The sequence below is a fragment of the Oleiharenicola sp. Vm1 genome (genome assembly GCF_047777955.1).
Taxonomy (GTDB): domain Bacteria; phylum Verrucomicrobiota; class Verrucomicrobiia; order Opitutales; family Opitutaceae; genus Didemnitutus.
In genome coordinates this window covers 39,638-64,510 of sequence record NZ_CP180536.1, presented here as the reverse complement: position 1 = coordinate 64,510, position 24,873 = coordinate 39,638, and the positions used below count along the sequence as shown (strand labels likewise).

Below are 24,873 nucleotides of genomic sequence, written 5' to 3'. Positions count from 1 at the left end.
ATGATCGCCAGCTCACCAATGCAGAAACGCGGCGCGCAGCACGAAAGGTGGCTGTCGCTGGTCGAGCACATTAACCGCAAGGTGGTCGGTCAACCGGAGGCCGCAAAGCGCTACGCGCGTGCGATCCTCGCCGGCGAGATGGGTCTGACAAGGAAGGGGCGCCCGCGCAGTTTTCTCATCAAGCTCGGTCCGACCGGCACGGGCAAAACTTCCATGACCGTCGCGGCGAGTGAACTTCTCTACGGCACCGATGCGATCATTCGCCTGAACATGGCGGAGTTCCAGGAGAAGCGCGACCTGGCTCGACTCCTGGGCGAGAATCGCAACGACAACGGTTATCTCGGCGACGAACTCGATCGGCTGCGGAAAGCCGGCGGGCACATGCTCTTGGTGGACGAGATCGAGAAGGCGCATAAGGACATCGCCAACGTGTTCCTCGGCATGGAGGGCGCGACGGTCACGATGGCGAACGGCAAGACCTATTATCTCGACGACATCCATTGCATCGTGACCTCGAACCTTGGCAGTGCGGATGCGATGGAGATGGGCAATCTGCCCTACGCTCTCGTTGCCGAGCACATCGAGCAGGAAGCGATGACTCACTTCCGGCCTGAAGTCTGGGCGCGGTTCACAGACAAGATCGTGTTCCGCGGCCTGACCTACAGGGTGCAGGAGCAAATTGCGCGGGACATGCTGACCGACGAAGCGCGATTCCAGAGCGCGCGGCTCGGGCGCGAAATCGTGATCGGAGACGGAGTGTTTCGCTTCATCGTGGCGCAGGGATTTCACGAGACGCTAGGCGCCCGTCCAATGCGCAACACCGTTGAGTATCACGTGCGAGCGGGGATTGTGGAGAAGATCCTGGAATGCCTCGCGGAAAAGGGCATCGAGCTTCCCAAGGACTGGGAATCGGAAGAGAGCCAAGCCCTGCTCAAGGCGATTGTTCAGACTCTGCCTGGCAGCAAGCTCCGCCTCGAATTGGTGGGGCAGGAACTGAAAATCCGAACGGAGTGAACGAACTATGAGTGCAGCACCGAAACCCGAGGCCCCCACCGCAACGACGAAGAGCGCGCTGATGCGCGGCATGCCGACGCGTGCCGGCGGCGCCGCCGGCGCAACGCCAAAGGCGGAGGTGAAGCCGACCCAGAAAAAACCATTTGAAGAGGCGAAGGCCACCGGGCCGTGTCTGCGGCTCGATTGGGACGGCGGCGTGACGACGCTGCTTGTCCCGTGGATCGCGTTCAGCGAGTCGCTGAACATGGGCAACAAGATGGCCCTCGTCTTCGGCAACATCGAGGTGACGGTTTTCAGGAAGACGCAGGCGGCGAAGGATCATTGGCAGCTCGAAGAGCTGGTAGCGTTGCTGTCGCTCCAGAAGATTGCGCGCTTGCGTGATGACCCTGAGATCGGTTGCTGCGTGCAGGCGTTCCGCCTGGAGACGAATTCGGAGGGCGAGACGGAGCGGCATCCGATCGTGAAGCGCTACGAGGAGGTCGGCTTGGCCGATCCAGACGAGGACGAGGCGCCGGAAGCGGAATAATATAGGCGGCAATATCCGCCCGCTCTTCGATAACGGGCGGCCGTGAAAGAAGCCGATCAAGAAAAATCGGCGCCCGGGGAGAGTCGCGCAAGTCGCTGATTTCAGAGCGAAAACGGCCGAACCGGGGAAAGCGGTTTGATATAATATGCGCGTATGCACATCAAATCGAACGCTGTATTATTCCCCGTTGGGCTCGTGTTTCTGCGGGACCATGCGGACCGAGAATTGCCGACGCCGGCGATCGTGAGAGAGGATCGCCGGCGCGCCTGGTTGTCGATCGACGACCCGCACCTGGATGAACTGTTGAGCGATGCGGATTTCTACGCGGACCCGGATGGACCGGCCGGCAGAGAGAACCGGTCGCTGAGTCCCGCAGGCCTCAAGGAGGCGGCGGCACGGACCGCCGCGGCGATCCGTCGCGCGCGCGCGACGCACGAAGGGAGCTGCCATGCACGTTAGACTTTCCGAGCCGAAGTTCAGGAACACGACGCGCGTGCCGTCGGCGTTCCTTCGTGAAGTGGTGAGGTTCTGCGCGCCTGGCGGCTGCGGGCCCGTGCGCATCTGGTTCAAGCGCTGCCGGCGGGGAAACTGGTTCAGCGGCCGTTGCTACGCCGGGCGCTATGTGACGTGCAAGATTCCCGATCCGTATCTGCTGCGGGCGATCTACCACACGCCGGCAAAGAACGGCTACATGGATTGGGAGGCCTGCACGTTCGAGGAAGCGCTGGTTGCCCTGGTGGCGCACGAGCTGCGCCACATCTGGCAGTATCGCAATCCCCGCGGCCGGCGGGTGTGGGGTAGCCGCGGGCGGATGTCGGAGCGCGACGCCGATGCCTACGCGATCAGGAAAATGCGCGAGTGGCGGCGTGCGCAGCCGTCGAGGGCGCTGGTCGTGATGAAGGCGGCAGCCTGAAAACAGGTCCGCCCCGGACTACACACATCCGGGGCGGGAGCTTAGTCGTCTCGCAACGAACCTTGCGAACGCGGGGCAGAGTTCGGGCGATCGAATGGTGGGAGTCAAGCGCGGGTGTAGGTTCTGGTGTAGGGAAGCGGCGCAGCCGCGTGGGAGTAGGGCGCGCCTGGCGGCGCGCGGTGTGGGTGTGGTCTGTGGGGGGCCTGCCTGTTGGTTCCGAGGTAGGCCGCGGCGCGGTGGGCGCCGCGGAGTGTGGGCCGCGCTGGCGCGCGGCCGTGACAGTAAAGCGGATTGCAGAGTTGCACCGGCGCCGGCGCGCCGGGAGATTCGGGGCCATGCGCTTTCGGAAATACCATGCCTTGGGCAATGACTACATTGTGATGGGGCCGATCGTGACGGGACCGCGCGAGGAGGGTTGGGAGCCAACCCGCGAGCTGGTCCGCACGATCTGTCATCGTAACTACGGGCTCGGGTCCGACGGCATCCTCTGGGGCGCCGAGAGCGCGCCTGGTGAGCCGTTCGGACTACGCATCTTCAACCCGGACGGTTCGGAGGCGGAGATGTCCGGGAATGGCGTGAGGATCTTCGCCCGGTATCTGGCCGACGCGCAGCGCGTCGGCACTGGCGAGGCGTTCAGGATCGAGACGCGAGGCGGCGTTGTCACGGCGGTAGTGTGTGACGGCGGCCGGCGAGTCGAGGTTGACATGGGTCGAGTCTCCTTTGCGAGCGAGGCGATTCCGGTCGTGGGATGGCCCCGCGATGTGGTGAATGAGCGGATGACGATCGACGGCCGCGAACTTGCGTTCACGGCCGCGACGATCGGGAATCCGCACTGTGTGATCGTGCTCGATGAAATGTCGGAAGCCGTCGCGAGGCGGCTCGGGCCGGCGATCGAGACGCATCAGAATTTTCCGCGACGGACGAACGTGCAGTTCATGCGCGTGCGCGATCGGGGAAACATCGAGATCGAGATTTGGGAGCGTGGGGCCGGCTACACGCTCGCCTCGGGAAGCAGCTCGTGTGCTGCGGCGGCCGTCGCGCACCGTCTGGGCATGGTGGACCGGGCGGTTACGGTCCACATGCCGGGTGGCGAGATCGGGATCGAGATTGGCGAAGGCTACGCCGTGCGCATGAGCGGACCGGTTACTCGTGTGGCCGACGGCGAATTGCACGCGGAGGCCTTCGGCTGTGGGATTGACAGCAAAGCGCTTTACTGAAAGCGTCTGTCCATGAGCACTGTGATCGAAAGTAAGCTGACCGATAACGAACTCGCGTTCCTGCGAAAACTCACGGAAGGCAAAAACTGGCGCCTGCGTGACGGAAAGCCGACGCCGGCGATCGCAAGCCTGGTCACACGCGGCTATTGCCGGACGAGCCCGGAGCGGCTTGGGCCGCTCGGCATTTACACGGGCGAAGTCTGCATCGACATCACCGAGGCGGGCAGAGCCGCGATCGCCGCATGAGCATCCGCATCGCCAAGGAACTCTGCTGCGACACCTGCCACGATTCCGTCCGCCTGGATGCGCGGACGCTGACGGAGGAATGGCCGTCGCTTGCGCGAGACGGTTGGACTCGCGGCGGCGGCAAACACCGTTGCCCGAAGTGCTCTGGCACGACGCGCCGTGCGCGGCATCCGGTTGAGTTTGAGAACGCCGAAGACGGAGACGAAGGATGAACGCCATGAAAATCAGTCGGTTCCTTCGGCGAGTTCGCGAGGTGTGCCTGGCATGGCTGTGCACCGATCCGCACGGTGATTGGTCGCCCGCCGTGGTGCGGGCGCTGAACAGCGCTCGTGTGCAGACTGGGGAGCCGTCGGCGCAGGCCTCCACAGAGTTCAGAGACCGCATTGCTCTGGGCGAGCCATGAGCGTGGAGGAGGCAATTCGTGTCGCGCGGCTTCTTTGCGACTACCGCGATCGCCACCTGCGTGGCCGTGAATGTGAAAAGGAAACGCCCCGGTGAGAAGACCGGGGCGCTGGCCCTAAGCTGGGTTCCGATTTTGTGGGACCGGAGGGCGTCCCAGCCTGGTTGCAACAGTCGAGATCGGCGGCGCGATCGTCAAGTGCGGATCAGCGACAACGTGCGCCACGCGTCGCCGGCGCGGCCGGTTTCGGCAGCGGAGCTGCATCGAGGAGTCCGTGCGCCCTGAGGTGCGCGATCTGATCCTCCTGCTTGGGGAAGAGCGTGCCGGCGTTGGTGCCGTCGATCCACAGCGTCATGATGCCGCTGTCCTCGGGATGGATTCGGCTCGGCGAGATCGTCGCGCCGCGCGATGTGAAGAAGCTCGCCGGCGCCGGCTCAGTGGTCCACGTGCCGTTGCGGCCGACGGAGTAGTAGGTGGGGTCGGTGTGGGCGTTCATGAAGAGCGGGAGCGTTGCTGCGCGCGAACCGCGATCGGCGCGCCGCCGGCGCGCGTGCGAGCGCCAGCCGTCGGGCGTTGCTTCGTGGTTGCGCTCGGCCGCGGTCGCGGAGCGATCGCGTGCGGATGCGCGGTCGGTTGCTGTTGCCGGAACGCGGCGATCCGCTGGCGCTGCGCGAGCTGGTCGAGCCGCGATCGGGAAGCGGTGGCGCGTTGCTGCGCGGCGAGCTGCTGTTGGCGGAGTGCCGCCTGCTTTTGGCGCTGCGCGAGTTGATCGGCCCAGGGGACGGCCGCGGGGCGCGCGCGTTCCGGCCGGGCGCGTGCGGCGATTGCGCGCGGGACTGGCTTGGCCGGCCGGCGGATGTAGGTCGCGAGAGTTTGCGCGGTGTCGATGCAGCGCAGGATCGGCCAGGTGATGTTGCGCTGCGCGGTGCGAATTGCGGCGGCGAAGATCCGCGTTGGCGTGGGGAACGGCTCGCACGAGAGCACGGACCGGAGAAAGGACTGGAGCAGGTTGAAGTCCGCTGGCTTCGGCGCCGGTTTTGGCGGCGTCGGTCGTTGTTTGAGCAGCGCGTTGAGTTCGGCCGCGGTGAGCATGCGATCGAACGGCTTCGCGCGATCGAGCGTCTTCTTGCGCGGTCGGAGTCGATCATTGAGGAGCGCGGCCTTCGTCTGCTCGTGGCGGAGCGTGGCCATCGACTCCGGCGGATTGGACAGCGCGCGCTCGATCGTCCGGCGGGCGCGGGAGAGACGCCGGCAGGCCGGCTCGGAGACGAACGGCAGTTGCACGCGCCCTTTGGCATCGAGGACCGCGGCGACGTTGCGGCGCTGGAGGCCTGCGAGCAGTTCACGTTGGAACGCGCGATCGAGGTCGCGGCCGTTGCGGTAGAATCGCACCGGTTCGAGCGCGCGCCAGGAGCGGCCGTCGTGAGTGGCGTTCATCACGAGGAAGTGCGTGTGCCGGTGCGGGTCGTCGTGACGGCTGCGCTCGTGCGTGAACGCGGCGACGATCAGGTTGCCGGTGGGCAGGGAGGGCGTTTACCGCCGTCCGATCGACACGCGAGCGTTTCGAGGATCGGGACGAACGCGCGGATGGCATCCTGCCAGGCGCCGGCGCAGGCCTCCTGGAGCGGCGCCGGCCCGCAGAGCGCGGCGACGGAGTAGCTTTGCTGCTGCTCAGGCAAACGTCCCATCCGCATCGCCGCCGCTTGTCGCGGCGGAGCCCGAGGAAGACGCCGCGGCGGTCGTAGCCCTCAAGGGCGGAGTGCAGGTCCTCGATCGCGACGGGTTGGCCGGGGGCGATGCCGATCGCCTTGCAGCCGTCGCCGAGCCATAGGCCGGCCTTCTCGGCTTCGGTGAGGGCGTCGCTGAGTTTGTGGTAGCGGAGCCGCGGTCGGGCGGTCCGAAGCATCGTTATTCGCAGCATTCGACGGCCCCCGGAATCCGCGCCGCGAGACAAAATGTCAAGCCCCGACAAGTGAGCGCACCTTACGTCTTCCGGCACATGCGCGCAAAATGCGGCCAAAATCGGCGAATGGAGGCGACCAGCGCGCACCTGCAAAGCTAGTTTTCTAAAAAGCTAACAAACTAGAAGTTAGGAGGGTAGGAAGTTGGCTTTTTAGCTTCTTAGGAAACTAGCGCTTCGCCTCGCGCCTTCGGCGCTCGGCTCGCGTTTTTCGCGCACGGCGTTTGCCGGCGCCGCCGGCCGTGCGAATACCCGCTCTTCTGCAACGCTGTCCTCGGCTCGCTTCGCTCGCCTCGGAATCTTCGCCTGGCGGCGAAGAAAACTCTGCCGGCCGGCGCGAATTCGACCCCTGGAAGGGTGTATGACCACGAACCAAATTCGATTTCTCCGCGATCTGATCGCAGCACAGGGACTTCATCAGCGGACGCGCATCGAGCGTGATCGTTGGGTGGAGGAGGTCGGGCGATGGCGCGGCGCGGGAACGCAGACGGTGCGGGCGTTCATTGAGGCGGGCTTGGTGGAAGTCGAGGGCAACGAAGCCGGGCAGCGCTGGGCGGCATTCCGGCGTGAAGTGCTCGAAGCGATCGCTGAATGACGTTCGCCTCGCGCCTTCGGCGCTCGGCTCACGCTGGACTAATTCGCGGTTGGTGAATCCGAATTAGTCCGCTGCACGGGAATCGGCTTGCCGGTTCGGACAGTAAAACGCATTGCTGATGGCATGATGGCAGCACGCAAAAGCGCCCCGGCGGACCCGGTGGTCGGGACAATGCTTCGGCATCGCAACGGCTGGGTGTTTCACAATACCAGCCCGGAGGCCATTGAGCAGATGATGAGGGACGGGTTCATGGATTGCGGTTCATTCGCGGATCGGTGTATCGACTTCGGTCGGACCGCATGGATTGCGGCTCGGCTTAGCGACATCGAGCCCTACTCGGCGCACCAATACGGCGACAGCACGGCGTTCGAGGCGCACTGGGAGGTGCGGAATCCTGACTCGGGCGAGGGCGCGCCGTTGAAGGTTAAACGCACGATCCCGACGTGGCAGCTTGTGGAGGTGAAGCGGAACGGCGTGGCGATTCGTCGGTTGGGGCCGGCGCCGACGGAGTGGGCGGCGAAAGAGCCGATGCCGGCGTTGCTGGGCGACGGAGCGCGGAGTGCGCGAGTTCGGCGGGGGCCATGAGTGCGGTGGAGATTTTCGCGAAGATGGCCGGTGCCGCTCTCATCATCGCGGCTCTGTTCCTGTGGGCTTCGGGTATCACGATTGGCGGCACTGGACCCGGGCGCAGGGATCGGGCGGGTGACGCGAAAGACGAAGGGCGAAGCTGACGGCCGCCAACGAGCGGCCGCCTTGGCAAACCAAGGGGCTAACGCCGCCCCCTCGCGGCGCAACGCGCCGCTCACCCTGGCGAGGTTCAAGCGTGCGATGAGCGAGGGAATCGGGATTGGGCTGCCTTGGGGGGGGCGAACAGCAAACTCGCTTGACGGGCGTAACAGCAAAGCGCTTTAGTGAAACGCATGAGAAGCGAATTGCAGGGACTGGCAGACGGTGGGCCGCCCGAGCGTGGCCGGACGCCGAGTGAAGCGCTGGCCTATTTCAAGTATTGGACGTTCGGCCGGCCGGCAAACTTTCGCGCGGAGCTGACGCACCTGTTCTCGGAGAATTACGGCGTTGCGATGGAGAGGCGCGCGAGAGCGGCGCTGACGCCAACGGCGCGATGGGATTTCCGCGGAAAGCTGGTGAGTCTCCTAGCCGAGTGTTGGGGCGTAAACCCGGTGGCGGTCTCCAAGGTGTTCAAGTCCCTGCCGGTGCAAGATCGCCGGAAACTGGACGCGATCGTTGATGAAGTCGTGAAGGAGGAAATTGGAGAGACGGCGTTCGTGGCGATGTGTGAGTCCACGGCGAAGCGGCATACGAACGTCAGTGAACGGCGCCTTCGTGCGTTTGATCGCAGGTGGCGCGATCGCCACGGGATTGGAATTGACGCCCCTGACAGCAAAGCGCATTACTGAGTCTATGAGCGCGCGCAGCAGCAAGATGGTCAGTTTCGTCGGGCACGTCATCCGCGGTTGCGGGACACTGCCGCATTGTGGGAGTCACCCTGGGACGGTGTTTCTGGCGCTGATGGTTCTGATGGGCGCTGCCGCGGGATCGAAAGGCGGCGCACTCGGGATGTTCGGCGGGGCCGGTGTGATGCTCGTCTTCGGCGGGGCGTTCTATCTTGTCGGGGCCTACAGCCGATCGAAGACGGACGAAGAGCTGGAGGCGCGCTTGCGTGCGAAGACACGATGAGCGCACAGGAGGCAGTTGGCGGCGCGGCTTTGCTCGTCATCGTGATGTGGGGATTCGCGCTCATCACGACGATGGCGATGTTCGGCGTCTGGCTTTTTAGCTTCATCCACTGCCTGCGTAATCGGCATGACAAAGACCGGCTTCTGTGGGTGCTGGTCACATTCTTTGGCGGGCCGATCGGGGCCGTGATCTATTGGGCTTTCGGGCGGAGGGGTAGCGAGCACGCGACGCAGCGAAGCGGCGGCTGGGGAGTGCAGGTCCCGCCGTCGGTGTCGGATGCGCGCGCGCCCACGCGGCAGAGCGACCGGGCTTTTTTCGATCATCACGGGCTTGTTGACCCGAAAGAACGCAGCAGGCAGATCAGCGACGCCGTGTGGCGTGAGGGGCGCAGTCATCGCCGCGGAGAGCAGCGATGAACGTATGGCGAACCAGGAACCGAATCTATGGCGACAAAATCACTCATCCCTGCGGCCCGTAAGCGGTCGAAGTCGGCGCACTCGAAGCCACGAGCCCAACGCGTGAGATCATGCCGCGTATGCGGCTGCACCGACATGGATTGCCGGCAGTGCATCGAGAAGACGGGGGAACCTTGCTATTGGGTCGGAGCGAACCTTTGCTCGGCGTGTGCATGAAAAAACCGAAGACAGAGGAGACGGTTCCGTGCCCGCACTGCGGGAATGGACTTACACGGGCGCAAGTAGCGTCGATGCTGGGGACGCTAGGCCGCGGCAAGCGGAAGCAGGTTTCCGGCGCCGAGCGCAAGCGCCGCGCTGAGCGGTTGAGGCTGGCGCGGGAGAAGCGTTGGAAATGAGCGCGAGGGAGGGTAAGCGTCCGACCGTCCTGGTCCTCGGAATCGGACCATTCGCGCACAGCACGGCCGCAATTCTGGGCGAGTGCGGTGCCATTGTAGCGACCTATCTGACGCGCGATTACGCGCACTACGGCCCCGGTTTGGTGGGCGCTACCTACACGAAGGCCGAGTATCCCAGCCCGGTGCCGTTGGTCGCGAAGCTCGGCGTTGATCTGGTGATTCCACAGTCGATCGACTGGATGTTGCAGGAATGGACGCAGGATCTTCTCGCGTCGGGCGTCGCGATTTTCTCGCCAGTGGACGAAGGGATGAGGATCGAGCGAGAGCGGGATTTCGCGCGTGAGCTGTGCGAACGCTTCGGCATCGCATTCCCTCGCTCGTTTGTCGCTCGCGATCGCAGCGAGGCGGAGGCCTTGCTGGCGGCCCATCGAGTCCCCTTCGTCATCAAGAATCCGCTCTGCCGGCCTTCGAGTCCGATCCACACGATCGTGTGCGGGTCGATTGAAGAGACGGCCGCTTGGCTGCCACACCTGAATTACTCCGAGGGCGTGTTCCTCCAGGAGTATGCGGGCGCGCGTGAGGTTGGTCATATCGCTCTCGTTTCCGAAGGCGAGGTGCGGTCAATGGTGACGAACCAGGAATATAAGCGCGCCCACGACAACAATACGGGACTTGTAGCCGGTGCACCCCTGGGCGGCCTGGTCGAGCGCGACGAAGCCGATCGCTACGGCCTGGCGCGCGAACTCCTCTCGCCCTTGGCGCCGTGGTTCCGCGAAGTGAACTTTCACGGACCGATTCAGGTGACGGCCGCGCTCAAGGACGGCCGGTGGAGCGTGCTCGAATACAACGTGCGTATCGGCGTGACCTCTGGCGCGATGATGCTGCGCATGCTGGAGAACCCGTTCGAGGTCCTGCATGCGACGGCGCGCAACGCACGGCTTGCGCCGTTGTGGAAGAGCGGGCCGAATTGTGGCTGTTCCGTCACTCTTGCAAGCTACGGCTATCCGTTTACGCAGGTCACGCCGCCGGCGATGCCGATCGCCTTCCGCGGCGGCAAAACCGTCGGCGCAGGCGATTGCTGGTGGGGCGAGGTTGAGCGCCGTGGGGATTCGCTCATGGCGGTGGGACACCGCGTGGCGGACGTGATCGGGTTCGGCTCCGACATGGCGGAGGCGATCGAGGCGGCTTATTCGCGTGCGCGAGAGATCATTGTCCCTGGCGGCTATTGCCGGACAGACATCGGCAAATCGCTTTGGCCGCCCGGGAGCGAATAAGGCGATGCTGCCGCAGAGACAGGCGTGGGTGGAAATCGACCTTGCGCGCTGGCGCCGGAATCTCCGGGCGATCGCAGCGGAGCTGAGGCCTGGCGTTCGGTTTGGCTACGTCATCAAGGAGGAGGCGAACGGGCATGGGCTGCTGACGGCTGCTGAGCTTGCGGCGGAAGCCGGGGTATCGGCGTTGATCGTCGGCTCGCTTGATGAAGCCGTGCGTCTGCGCGGCGCCGGGTGGCGCCGCGATGTCCTCCTGCTTGGCCGGTGCCATCCCGAGGAGATGCGAACTTGCGTCGAGGAGCGGATCACTGCCTGTGTGCACGCGGCCGACGAGATCGCGGAGTGGGCGGAGACCGCGCGCAGAGCCGGCGGCGAAGCCCTCGTGCATCTCGAAATCAACACGGGCTTGAATCGCTACGGCGCTCACTGGAGCGCCGCGGTCGGGGTGGCGGAGGCCTGCGCGTCTGCGGCGGGTGTTCGTCTTGGCGGGGTTTTCACGCATTTCGCTCAGTCGGACGAGGCGGACAAGACTTTCGCGCGAGTGCAAATCGCGCGCTTCGAGGAAGTGCTGGCGGCGTTGCGGGCCCGCGGGATTCCCGCCGGCGTTCGCCACGCCTGCAACAGCGGCGGGTTCCTCGATTTGCCGGAGGCGCATTACGACATGGTGCGGGTGGGACTGCTGCCGTGCGGCGTGTTCCCGTCGGATGTCTGCCGGCGAATCGCCGGGATCGAGCCGGTGATGAGTGTCCGCGCGCGCATCGCGATGATCCAGGAGCTGCGTCCGGGCGACCATGCGGGTTATGGCATGCGCTTCACGGCAACGCGGCCGACGCGGATTGCTATCCTACCGATTGGCTATGGAGACGGGTATCCAAGAATGAGGAACGCAGGGCGAGCATTGGTGCGTGGTCGCAGCGTGCCGATCGTCGGCGGAGTTTCGACGGGCGCGGTGTTTTTGGATGTGACAGACGTGCCGGATGTGCGCCTCTGGGATGTCGCGACCCTGCTCGGTGACGACGGGCAAGAGCGCATCACGGCGACCGAGCTGGCGCGCCTTGCTGCGACGGTGAACTACGATGTGCTGTTGCGCTGGCGTGCGAAACTGCCGCGGGTGCTGGTGTCGTCATGAAGCTACTTTTCTCCGAGAGCCGGCCGGATCACGGGCATTACGTGTATCCATTCGCAATCTGGGCCTTCCCCGAGGAGGGAGAGACGCCGGCAGACTTGCTGGCGGCCGGCTTCTTGCCTTCGGGGCACAAGCTCGATCGCTACTATCTCTGTCGCCACACCCGCGTGGTCTTGAAGCAATTCGCCGCGACCTCGGAAAATCGTCGCGTGCTGAGGAAGTGGCCCGGTGTGCAGTGCGAGGCTGTTTCGCGCGAGGACTTCGCGCTTTCTGAGGAACGCCTGGCGTTCTGCCTTTCTTACACTCGTTCACGCTTCTCCGGCGGAGGCATGAGCGAGGCGCGCTTGCGGTCCTTGTTCGCGTCGCCGGTGACGACGCATGTTCTGATCTTCCGCAGGGAATCCGACGGCAGGGAACTTGGCTATGTGACGTGTTATCGCGAGGCGGGCCGGGCGCTGTTCTACTACTACGCGTTCTATTCGATCGAGCACGTCGGTCAGTCGCTTGGCGCGTTCATGATGACGACCGCGGCGCAGTGGTGCGCGCGCGAGGGAATCGAATACCTCTATCTCGGCACCTGTTACAGCGAAAGCGCCCTCTACAAAACGCAGTTCGCCGGGTTCGAGTTTTTCAACGGCATGCGTTGGTCGAATTCGCGCGACGAATTGAAGGCCCTGTTGGGGCGAGGAGGAGGCGACGCCGGCGATGGGCACTTGTTGGAGGACGAAGGCTTTCGGGCGAGGCATTTGCCCGAAGGCCTTGGCGCCGCGGCGGCGGCGTCCCGCTTTCGCGGTTGACGGGCGAACAGTAAAGCGCATTACAGATGGGGCATGCCTGTTGTCGGTTACTACGTGACGAAAGACGGTGCGCCGTGCGCGCTGAACATGGGGCTTCACTCGAAGGGCGTGTTGGTGCCGGCGAAGCGGGGCGAGGACTATCACGTGTTCGCGGTGGCCGATGAGCGGACCGTTGCGGCGTCAGGGAAGCGGGTTTTCGCGCACATCCGCGCGATGCGCGCGGTGGAGCGAACCCGCAACTGTGCCAAGCGGGCGGGCAATTCGATGCTGCGGGATACGCCTGCGCTCAAGGCGCTGCTCCAGCGCGGCAAGTTTGCGATCGTTTCAATCATCGAACGCTCCGAGCGCCCGGCCGGCACGCCGCGCAAGCGTCGCTTGGCCGACGTGCCTGGCGAACTCTTTGAGCATCGGACATGAAACTTGGACGCGACGAAGCGGTGATTGCGGTGCCGGAGGGCGTCGCGCTGGCTACCGAGTGTCGCGAGGCGCTGGAAGCTTACGCTACGCGGCCGATTCTCCGGCGCGCTGGCGTTGGGATGATCTACGTGGTGATGGGCTACCGTGTCGGGGAGCTGGTTGAGCTGGCGGACCGGTTTGGAGTGAAGCTTGAGCGTCTGGTCGAGGAGCAGTTGTGAACACGAACGAGCGTCAGTATCGCCTCCTGTATTCAGTCGTGGTTGCTGGCAAGTCGGCGGAGTTCGCGCGCCGAGCGCTCGGACGATTCTTTGCGGCCGGCGGTGGGCGGTCTCCCTTCAGGTTTGTGCAGGATCTGGAGAAGGCCGGGTTGTTGGAGGCCTCGATCCGCGAGGCGCGGCTGGGCAACTACGGGAAGATCACGCGCGCCTTTCGTGAGATCGCGGCGGCGCAGCTCGATCTGAAGGCCTGCGGCCCCGAGGTCTTGGAGAAAATCCACGGGATCGGCCCGAAGACATCGCGGTTCTTCATCCTCTGGACGCGCCCGGGCGAGCGTTACGCGGCCCTCGATACGCACGTGCTGAAATGGCTCCGCTACCTCGGGCACAAGGCGCCCAAGGCAACGCCGCCGCCGGAGCGTTATCGCACGCTGGAACTCGTGTTCCTGGCGGAAGCGGACGCCAGGAGAGTGATGCCGCGCACACTCGATGGCATCATTTGGGATTTCTGCTCCAAGCTGCCGCTTGGGATTGATGAGCGCGAGATCGCCTGGCCGGCGCATCTCCGCAAGGTGCCGGCGCCGTTCCCGCGGGAATTGCTGGAAGCCTTCGGGGAAGCCGTGGCCGCGGTGGAGGGTGGCACGTGACCGCGATGCACACGGCTCCGTGGCGGCAGGTGACGCACATCGAGGTGCACGACCGGTGCTATTGGTTGAGGCTCGAATGCGGGCATTTCAAGAGCGCGCGGCGGAGTGTGCCGCGCGCCTTTTCGATCACGAACGAGCCGCGCCAGGCGCCGCACAAGGTGCGTTGTCACTTCTGCTCGGGTGGCAGGCATGCGAAGGCCTTCGCCGCGGTTCAGAGGGGGCTTGACGCTCAACAGTAAAGCGCTTTACTGTCGGGGCAGTGATTACGGAAACGAAGGTTTTGCGCCGGCGCCGATTGCACCCGAAGTGGGGGTATGAGTGCGCGCGCGTCCCCGGTGTCGAGTGCCTGGTGTGCGGCCGGAAGATCGGCCGCCGTCGTTTCCGCCATGTGACGATGCTGGCGCGGTTTGGACAGATGCTGTTCGAGCACGTGAAATGTCCACGAGCGAAGAAGCGTCGAAAGGAATTATGAGCGACCCGAAGCCATACGGATACGAGGTGCGGTTCACCCGGCGGAAGCCGGGTTCAGGGCTGTTGCCGGACATTGAGGAAATGACGATTCGCCGGAAAGGCACGGAGGCCTCCGCCCGAAAGGCGGCGTCTATGCACGGCGGATTTGAGAAGATTGTTTCCGTGACGCCGATCAGCGAAGCCGAAGCACCTCCGCCCCGGAAGCGTCACGCCGCCGAGGAAGGGCATGACGAGCCTGCGGCGGCAGTCCCGTCCGGTGGGGCGTCGCTGCTGACGCCGGCGGAGTCCGATGCGGCGGCCTCGGCAATCCTCGCCGTCGGCAAGATCGCCGCGGAACTCGCGGCGATCGCGGCAACGAAGCGCAAGAAGCTGAACGAACTGCACGACCGCCTGCGCGAAATCCAGAGGGCTATGCCCGAGGGCTCCGAAGAGCGAGCGGGGGTCGATAAGCTCTTGGCGCGCACCGACCGGCTCCAAGAGCACATCAACATGGAGGAATATGAGTCGTGGTGCATCACGATCAAGCGAGTGCTTGATGAAGCCTGGAGGGCATTGCCGTGAGCGCTCAGGGCCTCGGGCAATACATGACGCCGGCGTTCGCTGGCGAACTGCTCGTGGAGCGGATGAGCCTGGCGGCGCATGAGCGGGTCGTGGAATTCTCATGTGGCGACGGCCGTGGATTTCTTCGTGCGATTCCGCCACCGATCGAGCAGGTGGTTGGGATCGAGATCGACCCGGCGCTTGCGGCGCAGGCGATCAAGAACAGCGGTCGGCCTGTCATCACGGGCGACTTTCGGACCGTGGCGCTCCCATTTGAGCCGACGCTGTTCATTGGCAATCCGCCGTTCTCCCGTCGGCTGGTCGATCAATTTCTCCGGCGGATGCATCGCGAGCTGAACGAGGGCGGCCGGGCGGCGATGATCCTGCCGGCGTATCACTTTCAATGGGCGCGGCCGACGCTCCAATGGGCGGAAATGTTCTCGATCGAGCAGCAGATGATTCCGCGCGAGCTTTTCCCGGGCCTCATGCGTCCGCTGAACTGGGTCGTGTTCACGAAAGAGCGCCAGCGCCGACTGTTTGGATTTCTGATCTATCCCGAGACTGCCGAGGTGAAGGGGATGAGTCCTGGCGCAAAGTTGCTCCTTGTGCAGGGGCGCCCGCGGCAGAGCGTCTGGGGCGCCGTCGTGGATGCTGCGATCGAGGCCGCCGGCGGCGACGCCGAGTTGGATCAGATTTATCATTTCGTCTGCCCACGTCGGCCGACTGGGAACCCGAATTGGAAGCAGCAGGTGCGAAAGGTTCTCTATCTGGGTGACTACGCCGATCATGGCGGGCGTTGGCGGAAGACGGCTGCTTAAACGGAGGCAACAAAACATGAACATGCTCGAAGCTCTCGCAATTTTGCGCGCCTGCGCGCTCGGATCAGCGCAGATGCAGACAAAGCGGGGCAAGGCCGCCCTGAAGGTGGTGGATAAGAAGCTCCAGTCGTTGCTGCGCAAGAAAGCGTGGCGCGATGGTGGCGGCGCCGTGCCGGTCCACATGGGCGACGAGAATTTCACTTACGCGCTCCCAGACGCGGCTCTGGCGAGCGATGCAGAGCCGGCGGATTCGCTCTGGATGGTGAAACTGGAGGCCGAGCTGGCGTCGATCAAGGATGCGGCGAACGAGGCCGGCGCCGGCGATCCGCCGGAAGGCTACAGCGAACTCACCGGCGACGCCGCGCGCATCGCTGACGATTGCTGGGTAAACGGACTCAATGCGATGGAAACGGCCGTTCGCAACTGGCTTCACGATCAGCGACGCGGAGCGGAGCCGAGCGCGGAAGACGATAAACCATGCGCCCCCCATTGATCCTCATTGCGGGCCCGAGTGCTTCAGGGAAGTCCACGCTTGCGCGCGCGGTGGCAAGTCGCGCCGGATTTCCGTGCCACTCGTTGGACGAGCACTTCATTCGCGGCAAGCGCGTGGTGGTGGGGACGCCACGCGGGCCGGTCAGGACGTTCGAGCGGCCGGAACTCTACAACGGCTCACGTCTGGCGATCGCACTTGGCAATCGGACGATCGGCACCGTGGCGGAAGGATTCTGTCTGTTCGTTTATCCGTTGATCGCGGAACTGGAGGCGCGTCGATTCTATCTCGATGTGCCGTTCGACATCTGCCTTGCGCGGCGCGAGGCCCGTCGTCCGCGGCGGCCGTCGGACGCCAGCTTTGCACTGATCGGTGAGCAGGAGAATGCAGCCTTTGTGCTGCCGCAGCGAGACCTGGCAGGTGTCGAGGTCCTGGACGGGATGCGTCCGGTGGACGAACTGGTCGCAGAGGTCCTGCGACGCTGCGGGATCTGACCTTAGCGTGAGCGGGTCGATCGCCGCGGCGTAGTTTTTACGGGAAGCGGTTCCCCGAAGGCCTCCGCGAACTCTTCCTCGATCGAGTCGAGCGAAGGGGCGAACGCAGAGATGGTGACTGCGGCACTGTTACCATACTTCGCGCGCAGGGCATCGGCTACCGTTGTCACGCAGCCGTCTTTGCGATCAGCCCATGCGCCCGTCACCAAAACAGTCTTCGCGGCGGGGTGCGCCGCGTGGATCTTCGCAGCCGCGCGTTTCAGTTCAGAGCCCCACGGGCCGGCCTCGATCGTGAGGCCGTGGGCTTGGCAGTGGTTGACGGCCGCAGATACCTCGGGGACTTCTGGGATTTCATCGCCATTCTCGCCGAGGATGACGATCGGGACGCCAGGATGGCGGACAACTTCGTCGCAAAGGTGCCGGCGGTTGTCGCGCGCAGCAGCGCGCAGACTCGAACTCGCCGCGTAGTGAAACATCAGGCTTCCGCAGAGTGAAGCTGGATGGACCAGGACGACGAGTTGTGCGGGATCGGACACGATGGAGTAGGGTGGCCAGCGCGAAAGATCAACGCAAGCTTGACGGTTGAACAGTAAAGCGCATTACTGACGACATGCAGCAAGGCGAGACAGTGTGCGAAACAGACGAAGGTCCGACGTGCCCCTGTGGATGCGGGCAGACGTTGCGGCGATACAACGAGCGGCGGGCCGTTTGCTGTCTGGCGTCGTGGCGGACCTTGCCTGACCATCTCCAGAACACGATCATGCTGGGAAATGAATACGAACGCGACGATGCGATCCGCGAAGCGGAAGAGATTGTGAGGGCTCGATGAAACTCTTCCGTTTCAGTCTCGGGCCTGACCCTTACGGCGATGGCAACTACATCGCCGATTGGGGTGAGCGCAAAGGGCGCTTCCCGGACCTTGCCACGGCCAAGAAAGCCCTCGTCATGGGACATCCGTTCCCGGCGGTGCTTACTGGTCGCTACGCCGGAGTATTCATCCCCGGTGTCTCATTGCCGCATGGTGACGAAGAGGTGATCCAGGTCTGGTCGAATATGCCGGAGGCGCTGGCGAACATTGCGGCCTTCAAGAAGGCCTTCCCGAAGGCGAAGCCGAGCCACTGGCCGCATGACGGTGATGGCACATACATGGGCTTGCTTCACGAGATCCACGTTCGCGAGATCAGCGAATTGCAGACGCCGGCGGTCGCGGGGCTGATCGGCGACGGGACCGACACAATGGCTAGCGCGAGTCCGGCGGGGCGCTATGCGCTTTCGTTCACGCCGCAGAATCGCAACCGGCTCCAGTTGCGGCTGCTCCAAAGCCAACTCGCAGGCGTCGTTGGTGACGAGCGAATGGCGTCCGCGAGCGAGAAGATGCAAGAGCAGCTTTCTCACTTCCGCGAGGGCATGGGGTTGATGAACGCCTACTGCAACCCCGCGGCGGGCCTCGAACAGTTGCGGCGCGGCGATCGCGCGCCGCGGGAGGAGCCGTATGGGCTTTTCCAAACACGGATTTATCTCGATGAAGAGCTGGGTCTGATCGCCAATTTGCTGAACATGGATTGGCGCGATGTTGGGCGGGTCGATCGTTGGCTGCTTCGATCGGGCCGATGGAAGCAGCTCCTGCCGTTGCCGAAGTGCATCCTCGTGACGCGGATTCGCCGGACCGAGCGCGATTATCGCAGCGAGGGGCTGGGTGGTCTGCTGGCGGCATATTACAACGCCTACAACATGGAGAACCTGGTTTGGGTGCGCGACGGCGAGAACGTCTGGCGCTTCTCTACGGACGTGCATTTCGATGAGCGCATTTTCCCCGCGGGTGACGACATGCCGGGACTGCTGCGGGCGTTTCAGGAGCAAATCTGGACGGCGCACTGGCGAGCGGCCGATGGCGGCGACGATCTCGACGGACGATTCGGCCGCGGGAAGCGCGTTGAGGACAAACGCGATCGGGCAGACATGGCGAACGAAGAGGAGCCATGCCCCGTGCGCTGGAAGACTGACGCCACTTATCGAACGTTGCAGGACTGGCTCGACAGCGAACACTACACGAAGGAACTGGATGAATACTTGCGTCGGGTGGCCTCGGAGCGAGCGAAGCATCACCAACGGAAGCGGATGCCCTTCGCGCTCGCGCTCCAGGGGATCATCGACCAGCGCGACATCCTGAACATCCCACGCGGCGCGGATTTGTTCGGCGAGGACGCGCCGCGTTACATCAAGCTGATCGAGGATTTCTCGTCTGGCATCACGGATAGCTTGAACACGAACCAGTTTGAACGCCTGGCGCGCAACGATGCGTTGAAGCCGGGCGACAAGATCATCGCCTACCGGTGGGCGTTCTACAAAGAGAAATACGGGACCGCCGCGAAGCGGAACATTGGCAAGCGCGGAGAGGGGCCTTTTGTCTTCACGGTGCATCACTGGGAGCCTCCTGAGCCGGACAGTAAGCACGACAAGGCGGGGATGCTGTATGTCCACGATTACGAGTGCAACAAGCGCTGGGCGGAGTCCTCGTATCGTCATGACACGCCGGCGTCGCGGCCGATCACGACGAAGCTTGGTGTGGCTCCCATTTCAGAGACGCAATGGGTGCCGACCGGATTGCCGGCCGATCTCGCGAGGCGCCTGCTCGATGACAGGCAGTGGAAGCGGCGGAATAAATTTGCTGTGCCGCTGCTCGCCCAGTGGTCGAAAGTGAAGCCGGCGATTGAGGCGGCGCAGGCGGGCGTGGCGCCTGTTCTGGTGAATTTGAAAGACGAAACGGACCTCCCGGAGGATGAAGAATGAACATTGTCCCACACGATCATGCCTTCGGCCGCGACCAAGCCATCGACGCGGCGTTTCAGCCGCTCGATGCGCCGACTGATTGGGACGCGGTGATTCGGGACGCCGCACAGATCAACCCGGAAGCACTTATTGCGGAGCTGCGCGCGGGTGAGCCCTACGCGGTGAATGAACTCAACGTGCTCAAGACGTGGCGCCTGAATACGAAGATTCGCATCGCACATCGCTACCGGCGAGGTCTGCCGCAGCACGACAAACACACGTGCGCGAGCTGCGGGGTTCGCGCCTCAGTGCCGACGATCACGCGCGAGTGGCGGGTCGGGCAGTGCCTGCACTGCGAAGAAATGCCGATGTTGTTTCCTGCGGAGCGAATGGATCGAGGGCCGCTGTTTGTGGCGTGGGATTCTGCCTCGGGCACGTGGGGACTCGCATGGCAACGGGGTGGGGTTGGTGACAGAGACAAGACGGCGGCCGTTGTGGTGATCGGCTTTGGTAGCTACTGGGATGCTTACGCCAGCCTGATCGCCCCGATGCGCTTCGCGACGATCTACAGCCGGGCATGTCCTCCTGGCACATCCGTGGACGCGGGGGCGCTCACGCCAGCGGGCGAGTTATTTCAACAGACGCTTCCACTTACGCCTGAGCGATGGGTTGCATTCTGCCGCGAGCAGATGAAGAAGGCCACGCCTGAAGGGGTTGAGCCCTACGATTGGGAAATCCGTCAGGCGTGCGACTCGTTCTTCGGCAAGAGCCAGGATTAGCCGCAAAGCATTTAGCGGCCGATTGGTTTGCGCTTTGTGCAGGCCCCGCCCATGAGGGGCGGCATCGCATGATAGTCATGTCGCTGCGCGAGATCAGCGTTAACTAAAACCGGCTCGATCCACAGAAGGCGGTGCTGCGTCAGAGATGGACCGTGGCGCTGTTGTCGCCAATGGCCACGACGCCAGTGTGGGCGCACGAGGCCGCGATCGTCAGGAGACGGTTCTCCTCCCGAGGATGTTGATGTTGTCCTTAAAGCATAGTCTGCTCCGAGGATTGCGGGCGACCAAAGTTCGCCTTTCAGCTTACCGTGTCTCTCGCGAGGAGCGCGCATCAACGTGTGCTCCGTCGGCGCGAGTTCAGGGCGTGAGTTCAGCAAGCAAACTGTGTTGACGACCAGCAGCAGCAAGGTGCGGCTGTTGTCGATCTTGAGCGAAGGATCGGACGGAAGCGAGTTGAGGGTGTCGCCCAATGAAAGCAGCGACGTAAGGGGACGGTCGCCGGCAAGCGGGAGACTCAATGTGCCGTGGGGTTGAGGCGTGAATAGTAGGCTATTGTCGTGGTAAAAAGTCAGCGTGAGGTTGGAGGTAGGAACCTCGCCGACAAAATACTGACTTGGTGCGCGCGTCTGGGCCGGCAGTGGTAGGCCAGCGCCCTGGTGTATTTCGTTCACCAGTGGCAGGGGTAGCTGGAACTCCTCACGGTGCTCCCGTTGAGCGACCAGGATCTGAGTGATGTCTAGCTCGCCAAGGCGGACCAAACCGACGGGCAGTTGGATGTAGAAGGATTGGAACGGGAGCTTGAAATACGGTTCAGTATCGGGGGGCGGCTCTGTTCGGAGGAGGGCTTCGCACAGAGGTGGCGCGAGGAAGTAGCGGGGCGACTGCTTCTGAGCTGCTTTGTCGAGTGCGGGTAGAATCGACCACCAACTATCGAATTCTGTCGGGGACGGCGTTGGTGTGTAACCGTAGCGCCAGAGCGTCCAGTGTATGATTGAGAGGAGATTATCGAGCAACGCGTCGTAGGGGCGCGGGAATGTTGCATTACCCGAGAAGCGTCGCCCCTCGACATAAGCCGTCGTTTTCGGGAGAGTTTTCGTGAAATGGTCCCAGGCTGCGCGGGCAGAGGGGATGTCCCCGGTGGAAATAGAGGCCCAGACGTTTGGGTAGGAACCGGATGAGATCATGTGCTTGAACGAGGCCCGGCTACTGAGAGTAGGCGGGATTTGGTGAACTCAGAAAATACTCTTTGATGCCAGCCGAGAACCAAGCACGCGCAGCCAAGCCCGATGCGATCGTCTGAAACCGAGTTTGGCCAAGACACGCCGAACCGATCCAGGCGGGAGTATGCATCGGCATCGAGTGCGGGAATATGAATCTCCTCACCTCGCAGTTTGTTCAGTGCTAGCTGGCGGGTCTTACTCGCGTCCCAAAAATCCCACGTTCCAGGCATAGAATCGCAGCGAGCGATAACGTAGGTGGCGCGACGGCCGACGTGATCGGTAAGGAGCTTCAGCAGGGCGACGCTTGCGACATTGGGGGCAAGCGCGTAGCAGATTACGATGCGGTGTGCAGATGAGCGAGTGATGAGGCCGGTCTGGGTGTCGAAATCGCGCAAGGAGTGGATGAAGTTTGCCCCGAGATCGACAATGGCGACGGGCGTTGCGTGATTCCAGATCGCAGCAAGGCCACCTGTGGTTGCGCTGACGCGCTGTGCCGACGGATAAAAGCGCAGCAGTGAAGGCGAATAGTCGTCTGCATCGTAAAGCGCGCACTGAACCCCTAGGTCAGAATAGAAGGCAGTGAGCGCGCGAGCCAGGGTTGATTTCCCAGCTCCGTTGCCGCCGGCGATGAAGATAATCGTTTTCTTTTCAGTTTTGTTGGGGGCAACCATAGTGACGAAGTGTGGCAGGAGCGCGGTTGGTCGGGCGAATGGAACTTATTATAGCAACCCAGGATGGGGGCTGTTTAGAGGGCACGCACAACGACGGGTGACGTGCCCTCTATTCTACATCGTCTGGCCGGCAGAGGATAGTTGCGCTTAATTCCTTAATTAAGCGCGATCAGTTGACCTTGCGGTTCGACATCCGACGCGCTTTCCAGCGGGAAAGCCTCTCCACGACGATGAACGTGCCGTCGAAGCCGAGCAGGTAGCGGATCGTCGCCCGGATCGGCGCCTTTGCCTGCCAGGGCCAGATTACTGACGACCACTTGCGCAGCCCCACGCACGCCGCGAGCCAGACGATCGGATTGAGATCGCCGAACCACCAGCGCGGCGTCTTGCCGTCCGGCGTGACCGGCATGACGATCATCTTCTTGTAGAGCCACCAGCCTTCGGCAGGCGCGAAGACGACCCAGAAAGGAGGGAGCGCCATGAGTTGGTGCGGCTTGATGAAGAAGCGGTCCTCGTAGGAGATGGAGGACGAGCCGCCGCCGGCGCCGCGCGAATGCGAGTGCTTCGGTGCGGTGTATTTGCCGATCAGCTTGGCGCTCTCTTCCGCGCAGGTTTCGGTTGCGGCCGTGCAGATCCAGCGATTGCGCAAGTTCGCGATCATCGGCGTGGCCTTTTCACGGCCGCCGAGCGCCTTCCACATGGCGTCCTGCGTTTGCGCGCCGCCGTAGGTGGTGCCTTGCGCCTCGCGAATCGTATCGACCTGAGTGTCGGCCTCGATCGCGTAGCGCTGCATTTCGTCCTGCGGAATCCAGATGAAGTTGCGGTATTTCCACGCCGCCTTGTCGGCGATGAGGTCGAACCGATTCTGCACGAGCTGGTAGGTGATCGTCTTGAGGATCGCGACGGCGTAGCGGCGCTGCACAGCGAATTTCTGCGGAAGCGCGACGGAGACAACCTTGCCATCATAGACGGCGCGAAGGTCGAAGGTGTTGTCTCGGCAGAACACGGCTGCGACATCGGGCTCAGTGAACGGCACGAGAAAATTGTAGATCGTGCTCGCGACGCCGCCGCGCTGCTCGTCGGGCTGCGACCAATAATCGTTCTCCAAGCGGGAGCGCGCTTCGCGCAACGCCGGCGTGTTGAGGCGGGCCGGGACCGTCTCCTCTACTTCCTCGTCAATCTTCTCCTCCTCGTCTTCACCATTCGCGCCCTTCTTGAACACCGTGCGCGTGCGCGTGACCTTGCGCGTGTGCGGCGCACAACCGACCTCCATCAGGAAGGCGTTGTAGTTGTTCAGCGTCGTCAGGATTTCCAGAATCTTGTCGATCGCCGGATAGACCAGCTTCTCCGGTTGTTCGCCGATGTCCATTTGCGCGGCACGGACGGCGCGCATGAGCTTGATGCCCCAACCGATTTTGTCGCGGGCCTGCGGGACGAAGAACTCGTCGGGCTTGTCGCTGCCCTCGATCGCGAGGCCGGTGTCAACGATCAGCTTCGCGTAGGTGTCGGCCGGAAGATCATCGAAGCTGAGCAAGTTGAAGCGCGCCGGCGGCGTCCAGCCGGGCGGCGCGTCGTTGGGCCGCGTCTGAATCAACATCAGGTCCTCGTCGCGATTGTAGTGCGAGAAGAGCTGGGAGACGACCTGCCACTGGTTGCCCTTTTCGTCGGCGACCAGGCCGCCCCACGGTGCGACCTGGAAGCGAAGCGGCTTGAGCGGGTCAGCGAACTTTTGGAATTCGAGGCGACGGATGGCGATGCGCGCATTGAGCGAAGCCATCTTCTCGTCAATCTCCTGGGCGTCGGCCGCACGATCGCGGTAGGTCTCATAGAGCACGTCGAAGTCGGACTTGCGTTCGAGTGGCGCTGGCGCCTCCAAGCGTTGCAGTGTCGCGAGACGATCGAAGAGCGAGACGATGGTAGCGCGGTCGATCGTGAGGAGTTCGCCACGCTTGCGCGCCGCGGAGCGTTTCATCCATTCAGTCTGCTGGTGAGGCTTGAGATCGGGCGGGCGTTCGCCGAAGCCGACGAAGCGGTTCAGCTCGTCGGTGAGCGCGCCCGCGATCTGCGGGGTGAACGGCTTGCCGGGATGGATGGCCTGCCATTCAAGAATGCGGGTGAACAGTTCGGCGACGAGTTTGTCGAGGGCTGCGTTCGCGGCCTCCGTCGCGCGTTCGTGTTCGTCGGCGAGTTTGGCGATGCTCTTGCGGTCGGCATCGTTGGCCTTGCGGAAGCGCTTGCGTGCGCTCTCCAAAAGCGGGCGCGACCGGGAGGAGCGCCACGCCGGCCGCTCCCGGCCGCACTCGTTGATGGTCACACTGTGGAAGAGCGGATTGAAACAGATTTGGCTCTTACCTGAGCCGGTGGCGCCCGTGATGAGGCCGCCGCGGGCAGCGGCATTCCGATCAGCAGCCGTGTGCCCATATTGCCACGTTTTACCGGGCACGCGGAGGAAGATGGGACGCTGCTGCTTTGGCCCGAGGCAAATGTGTGTGAGAAATCCGAAGCAGGCGGGCCAGGTCCACCACTGGATCGCGAGCATCCAGCCTGGGGGGCTCGCGTAGTGATAGTGGAAGAGACCGAGAACGGCGTTGGTCGCGCGAAACAGCCACCGATGCTGCGTTGGCTGAACCCAACCGTTAAGCTGGAGCCAGTGGACGGCGTAGAGGGCTGCGCCGAAGATCAGGAAAGCTTCGGCGATTCGTCGCACAAGGTAGCCGCAATACTGTAGGCGTGTCATGATGGGGGGCGTTGGAAATTTGGTGGGGGCTGGC

General features: G+C 63.5%; 30 protein-coding genes. 24 read left to right on the top strand and 6 right to left on the bottom strand.

Annotation, left to right across the window (positions count from 1 at the left end):
* From ACMYLB_RS00335 to ACMYLB_RS00305, 7 genes are all read left to right on the top strand, one after another.
* Entirely contained in the window at nucleotides 1-1,014 is a 1,014-nt protein-coding gene (locus ACMYLB_RS00335) for an AAA family ATPase (RefSeq protein WP_415907116.1), read from the top strand.
* Between the two features lie 7 nt (nucleotides 1,015-1,021).
* Complete coding sequence (locus ACMYLB_RS00330) at nucleotides 1,022-1,540, top strand: hypothetical protein (protein WP_415907115.1); 519 nt, start codon at nucleotides 1,022-1,024, stop codon at nucleotides 1,538-1,540.
* A 153-nt stretch (nucleotides 1,541-1,693) separates the two neighbouring features.
* Entirely contained in the window at nucleotides 1,694-1,999 is a 306-nt protein-coding gene (locus ACMYLB_RS00325; RefSeq protein WP_415907114.1) for a hypothetical protein, read from the top strand.
* Complete coding sequence (locus tag ACMYLB_RS00320) at nucleotides 1,989-2,453, top strand: hypothetical protein (RefSeq protein WP_415907113.1); 465 nt, start codon at nucleotides 1,989-1,991, stop codon at nucleotides 2,451-2,453. Before ACMYLB_RS00325 ends, ACMYLB_RS00320 begins: the two co-directional genes overlap by 11 nt.
* A 335-nt stretch (nucleotides 2,454-2,788) precedes the next feature.
* On the top strand, nucleotides 2,789-3,670 hold the full coding sequence (gene dapF, locus ACMYLB_RS00315) for a diaminopimelate epimerase (RefSeq protein WP_415907112.1): 882 nt from the start codon (nucleotides 2,789-2,791) through the stop codon (nucleotides 3,668-3,670).
* Nucleotides 3,671-3,682: 12 nt separating this feature from the next.
* Nucleotides 3,683-3,916, top strand: coding sequence for a hypothetical protein (locus tag ACMYLB_RS00310; protein ID WP_415907111.1), 234 nt, complete (start codon nucleotides 3,683-3,685; stop codon nucleotides 3,914-3,916).
* The gene (locus tag ACMYLB_RS00305) at nucleotides 3,913-4,128 is read left to right on the top strand and encodes a hypothetical protein (RefSeq protein WP_415907110.1); all 216 of its coding nucleotides are present in this window, start codon (nucleotides 3,913-3,915) and stop codon (nucleotides 4,126-4,128) included. The genes ACMYLB_RS00310 and ACMYLB_RS00305 overlap by 4 nt, the downstream gene beginning before the upstream one ends.
* 393 nt (nucleotides 4,129-4,521) lie before the next feature.
* Here the strand turns inward: ACMYLB_RS00305 and ACMYLB_RS00300 are convergent, their stop codons facing one another.
* Both ACMYLB_RS00300 and ACMYLB_RS00295 read right to left on the bottom strand, forming a co-directional pair.
* The gene (locus ACMYLB_RS00300) at nucleotides 4,522-4,812 is read right to left on the bottom strand and encodes a hypothetical protein (RefSeq protein ID WP_415907109.1); all 291 of its coding nucleotides are present in this window, start codon (nucleotides 4,810-4,812) and stop codon (nucleotides 4,522-4,524) included.
* A complete protein-coding gene (locus tag ACMYLB_RS00295; RefSeq protein WP_415907123.1) occupies nucleotides 4,809-5,825 on the bottom strand; it encodes a relaxase domain-containing protein in 1,017 nt (338 codons plus the stop codon). Before ACMYLB_RS00295 ends, ACMYLB_RS00300 begins: the two co-directional genes overlap by 4 nt.
* An 812-nt stretch (nucleotides 5,826-6,637) precedes the next feature.
* Here ACMYLB_RS00295 and ACMYLB_RS00290 point away from each other — a divergent pair.
* The 15 genes from ACMYLB_RS00290 to ACMYLB_RS00220 all read left to right on the top strand — a co-directional run bounded on the left by ACMYLB_RS00290 (nucleotide 6,638) and on the right by ACMYLB_RS00220 (nucleotide 16,663).
* On the top strand, nucleotides 6,638-6,871 hold the full coding sequence (locus tag ACMYLB_RS00290; RefSeq protein WP_415907108.1) for a hypothetical protein: 234 nt from the start codon (nucleotides 6,638-6,640) through the stop codon (nucleotides 6,869-6,871).
* 123 nt (nucleotides 6,872-6,994) lie between these two features.
* Nucleotides 6,995-7,456: a hypothetical protein gene (locus tag ACMYLB_RS00285; protein WP_415907107.1), complete on the top strand. Its 462-nt coding sequence runs from the start codon at nucleotides 6,995-6,997 to the stop codon at nucleotides 7,454-7,456.
* A gap of 335 nt (nucleotides 7,457-7,791) precedes the next feature.
* Entirely contained in the window at nucleotides 7,792-8,286 is a 495-nt protein-coding gene (locus tag ACMYLB_RS00280) for a hypothetical protein (protein ID WP_415907106.1), read from the top strand.
* Nucleotides 8,287-8,290: 4 nt separating this feature from the next.
* Nucleotides 8,291-8,566 carry a hypothetical protein gene (locus tag ACMYLB_RS00275; RefSeq protein ID WP_415907105.1) on the top strand — a complete coding sequence of 92 codons (276 nt, stop codon included), beginning with the start codon at nucleotides 8,291-8,293 and terminating at the stop codon, nucleotides 8,564-8,566.
* Nucleotides 8,563-8,982, top strand: coding sequence for a PLD nuclease N-terminal domain-containing protein (locus tag ACMYLB_RS00270; protein ID WP_415907104.1), 420 nt, complete (start codon nucleotides 8,563-8,565; stop codon nucleotides 8,980-8,982). Before ACMYLB_RS00275 ends, ACMYLB_RS00270 begins: the two co-directional genes overlap by 4 nt.
* Nucleotides 8,983-9,373: 391 nt before the next feature.
* Nucleotides 9,374-10,651 carry a phosphoribosylglycinamide synthetase C domain-containing protein gene (locus ACMYLB_RS00265; protein WP_415907103.1) on the top strand — a complete coding sequence of 426 codons (1,278 nt, stop codon included), beginning with the start codon at nucleotides 9,374-9,376 and terminating at the stop codon, nucleotides 10,649-10,651.
* A 28-nt stretch (nucleotides 10,652-10,679) separates the two neighbouring features.
* The gene (gene alr / locus ACMYLB_RS00260; RefSeq protein ID WP_415907102.1) at nucleotides 10,680-11,777 is read left to right on the top strand and encodes an alanine racemase; all 1,098 of its coding nucleotides are present in this window, start codon (nucleotides 10,680-10,682) and stop codon (nucleotides 11,775-11,777) included.
* Entirely contained in the window at nucleotides 11,774-12,571 is a 798-nt protein-coding gene (locus tag ACMYLB_RS00255) for a GNAT family N-acetyltransferase (RefSeq protein WP_415907101.1), read from the top strand. Before alr ends, ACMYLB_RS00255 begins: the two co-directional genes overlap by 4 nt.
* A 33-nt stretch (nucleotides 12,572-12,604) precedes the next feature.
* Nucleotides 12,605-12,988 carry a hypothetical protein gene (locus tag ACMYLB_RS00250; RefSeq protein ID WP_415907100.1) on the top strand — a complete coding sequence of 128 codons (384 nt, stop codon included), beginning with the start codon at nucleotides 12,605-12,607 and terminating at the stop codon, nucleotides 12,986-12,988.
* Nucleotides 12,985-13,206 carry a hypothetical protein gene (locus ACMYLB_RS00245; protein ID WP_415907099.1) on the top strand — a complete coding sequence of 74 codons (222 nt, stop codon included), beginning with the start codon at nucleotides 12,985-12,987 and terminating at the stop codon, nucleotides 13,204-13,206. The genes ACMYLB_RS00250 and ACMYLB_RS00245 overlap by 4 nt, the downstream gene beginning before the upstream one ends.
* 38 nt (nucleotides 13,207-13,244) lie before the next feature.
* Nucleotides 13,245-13,850, top strand: coding sequence for a hypothetical protein (locus tag ACMYLB_RS00240; protein WP_415907098.1), 606 nt, complete (start codon nucleotides 13,245-13,247; stop codon nucleotides 13,848-13,850).
* Nucleotides 13,851-14,285: 435 nt separating this feature from the next.
* Entirely contained in the window at nucleotides 14,286-14,882 is a 597-nt protein-coding gene (locus ACMYLB_RS00235; RefSeq protein WP_415907097.1) for a hypothetical protein, read from the top strand.
* Nucleotides 14,879-15,679 carry a class I SAM-dependent methyltransferase gene (locus tag ACMYLB_RS00230; RefSeq protein ID WP_415907096.1) on the top strand — a complete coding sequence of 267 codons (801 nt, stop codon included), beginning with the start codon at nucleotides 14,879-14,881 and terminating at the stop codon, nucleotides 15,677-15,679. The genes ACMYLB_RS00235 and ACMYLB_RS00230 overlap by 4 nt, the downstream gene beginning before the upstream one ends.
* A gap of 16 nt (nucleotides 15,680-15,695) precedes the next feature.
* Nucleotides 15,696-16,172, top strand: coding sequence for a hypothetical protein (locus ACMYLB_RS00225; protein WP_415907095.1), 477 nt, complete (start codon nucleotides 15,696-15,698; stop codon nucleotides 16,170-16,172).
* An 83-nt stretch (nucleotides 16,173-16,255) separates the two neighbouring features.
* Entirely contained in the window at nucleotides 16,256-16,663 is a 408-nt protein-coding gene (locus ACMYLB_RS00220) for a hypothetical protein (RefSeq protein ID WP_415907094.1), read from the top strand.
* A gap of 2 nt (nucleotides 16,664-16,665) precedes the next feature.
* On the opposite strand, the gene ACMYLB_RS00215 is transcribed toward ACMYLB_RS00220, so the two are convergent.
* Nucleotides 16,666-17,199 (bottom strand): hypothetical protein, encoded by a 534-nt coding sequence (locus tag ACMYLB_RS00215; RefSeq protein WP_415907093.1) that lies wholly within the window; start codon nucleotides 17,197-17,199, stop codon nucleotides 16,666-16,668.
* Nucleotides 17,200-17,488: 289 nt separating this feature from the next.
* Between ACMYLB_RS00215 and ACMYLB_RS00210 the strand changes: the two genes are divergently transcribed.
* Nucleotides 17,489-19,453, top strand: a complete 1,965-nt coding sequence (locus ACMYLB_RS00210) for a hypothetical protein (RefSeq protein WP_415907092.1) — start codon at nucleotides 17,489-17,491, stop codon at nucleotides 19,451-19,453.
* Nucleotides 19,450-20,211: a hypothetical protein gene (locus ACMYLB_RS00205; protein ID WP_415907091.1), complete on the top strand. Its 762-nt coding sequence runs from the start codon at nucleotides 19,450-19,452 to the stop codon at nucleotides 20,209-20,211. Before ACMYLB_RS00210 ends, ACMYLB_RS00205 begins: the two co-directional genes overlap by 4 nt.
* An 11-nt stretch (nucleotides 20,212-20,222) precedes the next feature.
* On the opposite strand, the gene ACMYLB_RS00200 is transcribed toward ACMYLB_RS00205, so the two are convergent.
* The 3 genes from ACMYLB_RS00200 to ACMYLB_RS00190 all read right to left on the bottom strand — a co-directional run bounded on the left by ACMYLB_RS00200 (nucleotide 20,223) and on the right by ACMYLB_RS00190 (nucleotide 24,839).
* Nucleotides 20,223-21,395: a hypothetical protein gene (locus ACMYLB_RS00200; protein WP_415907090.1), complete on the bottom strand. Its 1,173-nt coding sequence runs from the start codon at nucleotides 21,393-21,395 to the stop codon at nucleotides 20,223-20,225.
* Nucleotides 21,392-22,102, bottom strand: coding sequence for a zeta toxin family protein (locus tag ACMYLB_RS00195; RefSeq protein WP_415907089.1), 711 nt, complete (start codon nucleotides 22,100-22,102; stop codon nucleotides 21,392-21,394). The genes ACMYLB_RS00200 and ACMYLB_RS00195 overlap by 4 nt, the downstream gene beginning before the upstream one ends.
* A gap of 169 nt (nucleotides 22,103-22,271) precedes the next feature.
* Nucleotides 22,272-24,839: a type IV secretory system conjugative DNA transfer family protein gene (locus ACMYLB_RS00190; protein WP_415907088.1), complete on the bottom strand. Its 2,568-nt coding sequence runs from the start codon at nucleotides 24,837-24,839 to the stop codon at nucleotides 22,272-22,274.
* Nucleotides 24,840-24,873 lie beyond the last annotated feature (34 nt).

What these genes read in the sequence shown, in the direction of transcription:
- ACMYLB_RS00335 (WP_415907116.1), top strand. Translation starts at nt 1, where the DNA reads ATGATCGCCAGCTCACCAATGCAGAAACGCGGCGCGCAGCACGAAAGG.
- ACMYLB_RS00330 (WP_415907115.1), top strand. Translation starts at nt 1,022, where the DNA reads ATGAGTGCAGCACCGAAACCCGAGGCCCCCACCGCAACGACGAAGAGC.
- ACMYLB_RS00325 (WP_415907114.1), top strand. Translation starts at nt 1,694, where the DNA reads ATGCACATCAAATCGAACGCTGTATTATTCCCCGTTGGGCTCGTGTTT.
- ACMYLB_RS00320 (WP_415907113.1), top strand. Translation starts at nt 1,989, where the DNA reads ATGCACGTTAGACTTTCCGAGCCGAAGTTCAGGAACACGACGCGCGTG.
- dapF (WP_415907112.1), top strand. Translation starts at nt 2,789, where the DNA reads ATGCGCTTTCGGAAATACCATGCCTTGGGCAATGACTACATTGTGATG.
- ACMYLB_RS00310 (WP_415907111.1), top strand. Translation starts at nt 3,683, where the DNA reads ATGAGCACTGTGATCGAAAGTAAGCTGACCGATAACGAACTCGCGTTC.
- ACMYLB_RS00305 (WP_415907110.1), top strand. Translation starts at nt 3,913, where the DNA reads ATGAGCATCCGCATCGCCAAGGAACTCTGCTGCGACACCTGCCACGAT.
- ACMYLB_RS00300 (WP_415907109.1), bottom strand. Translation starts at nt 4,812, where the DNA reads ATGAACGCCCACACCGACCCCACCTACTACTCCGTCGGCCGCAACGGC.
- ACMYLB_RS00290 (WP_415907108.1), top strand. Translation starts at nt 6,638, where the DNA reads ATGACCACGAACCAAATTCGATTTCTCCGCGATCTGATCGCAGCACAG.
- ACMYLB_RS00285 (WP_415907107.1), top strand. Translation starts at nt 6,995, where the DNA reads ATGATGGCAGCACGCAAAAGCGCCCCGGCGGACCCGGTGGTCGGGACA.
- ACMYLB_RS00280 (WP_415907106.1), top strand. Translation starts at nt 7,792, where the DNA reads ATGAGAAGCGAATTGCAGGGACTGGCAGACGGTGGGCCGCCCGAGCGT.
- ACMYLB_RS00275 (WP_415907105.1), top strand. Translation starts at nt 8,291, where the DNA reads ATGAGCGCGCGCAGCAGCAAGATGGTCAGTTTCGTCGGGCACGTCATC.
- ACMYLB_RS00270 (WP_415907104.1), top strand. Translation starts at nt 8,563, where the DNA reads ATGAGCGCACAGGAGGCAGTTGGCGGCGCGGCTTTGCTCGTCATCGTG.
- ACMYLB_RS00265 (WP_415907103.1), top strand. Translation starts at nt 9,374, where the DNA reads ATGAGCGCGAGGGAGGGTAAGCGTCCGACCGTCCTGGTCCTCGGAATC.
- ACMYLB_RS00255 (WP_415907101.1), top strand. Translation starts at nt 11,774, where the DNA reads ATGAAGCTACTTTTCTCCGAGAGCCGGCCGGATCACGGGCATTACGTG.
- ACMYLB_RS00250 (WP_415907100.1), top strand. Translation starts at nt 12,605, where the DNA reads ATGCCTGTTGTCGGTTACTACGTGACGAAAGACGGTGCGCCGTGCGCG.
- ACMYLB_RS00245 (WP_415907099.1), top strand. Translation starts at nt 12,985, where the DNA reads ATGAAACTTGGACGCGACGAAGCGGTGATTGCGGTGCCGGAGGGCGTC.
- ACMYLB_RS00235 (WP_415907097.1), top strand. Translation starts at nt 14,286, where the DNA reads ATGTCCACGAGCGAAGAAGCGTCGAAAGGAATTATGAGCGACCCGAAG.
- ACMYLB_RS00225 (WP_415907095.1), top strand. Translation starts at nt 15,696, where the DNA reads ATGAACATGCTCGAAGCTCTCGCAATTTTGCGCGCCTGCGCGCTCGGA.
- ACMYLB_RS00210 (WP_415907092.1), top strand. Translation starts at nt 17,489, where the DNA reads ATGAAACTCTTCCGTTTCAGTCTCGGGCCTGACCCTTACGGCGATGGC.
- ACMYLB_RS00205 (WP_415907091.1), top strand. Translation starts at nt 19,450, where the DNA reads ATGAACATTGTCCCACACGATCATGCCTTCGGCCGCGACCAAGCCATC.
- ACMYLB_RS00200 (WP_415907090.1), bottom strand. Translation starts at nt 21,395, where the DNA reads ATGATCTCATCCGGTTCCTACCCAAACGTCTGGGCCTCTATTTCCACC.
- ACMYLB_RS00195 (WP_415907089.1), bottom strand. Translation starts at nt 22,102, where the DNA reads ATGGTTGCCCCCAACAAAACTGAAAAGAAAACGATTATCTTCATCGCC.
- ACMYLB_RS00190 (WP_415907088.1), bottom strand. Translation starts at nt 24,839, where the DNA reads ATGACACGCCTACAGTATTGCGGCTACCTTGTGCGACGAATCGCCGAA.